We start from the raw sequence: 662 nt of genomic DNA, 5'->3' as shown, positions 1-662 counted from the left end.
GCGGCGATCGGCTGCGACTTCGCGATCGCGGCCAATGCCGCGATGTCGATTCCGTATTCCGGATGCGTCGCCACCTCGATCGCCTTCATCCCCATCCGCTCGATCGCGTGCAGCATCGCGTAGAACGTCGGCGATTCCACCGCGATCGTGTCGCCCGGTTTCGCGACCGCCTGCAGGCACAGGTTGATCGCCTCCGTCGCGCCAACCGTCACGATGATCTCGTTCGGATCCACCGACATCCCGTTTTCCAGGTAGCGGCGCGCGATCTGCCGGATCAGCCGCGGATGGCCGGGCGGCAAGCCATCCGTCACGCCCCACAGCGACTTGTCGCGGCCGGCCGCATACGCGTAGCGATTCAGCTTCTCGAACGGAAACAGGCTCGGGTCCGGATACGGCGAGCCGAGCGGCACCGCATCGTCGGTGCCGATCGAGCGCAGCGTCGACAGCACGAGCCGGCTCACGTCGACCGACGACGAAATCGCGATCGGCTTCGACGGCCGCAGCTCGCGTACCGGCGCATGGCTGTCGTCGCGTCGCAGGTTCACGAAATAGCCCGACTGCGGACGGCTTTCGAGCAGCCCGCGGCTTTCCAGCAGCAGATACGCATGCAGCACGGTCGTGATGCTGATCCGGTGCTGCTGGCTCGCCTGCCGCACCGAAGG

The 662-nt window shown here is 66.6% G+C and carries 1 protein-coding gene; it reads right to left on the bottom strand.

The features are described 5' to 3' along the window. Positions 1-662 (bottom strand): aminotransferase class I/II-fold pyridoxal phosphate-dependent enzyme (locus LGM56_RS36710; protein ID WP_226208210.1); only part of this gene is annotated, 662 nt, incomplete at both ends.

It is taken from the genome of Burkholderia sp. AU38729, from assembly GCF_020419725.1.
Lineage (GTDB): Bacteria > Pseudomonadota > Gammaproteobacteria > Burkholderiales > Burkholderiaceae > Burkholderia.
The sequence above is the reverse complement of the archived record's forward strand: the minus strand, read 5'-3'. Positions and strand labels throughout refer to the sequence as shown.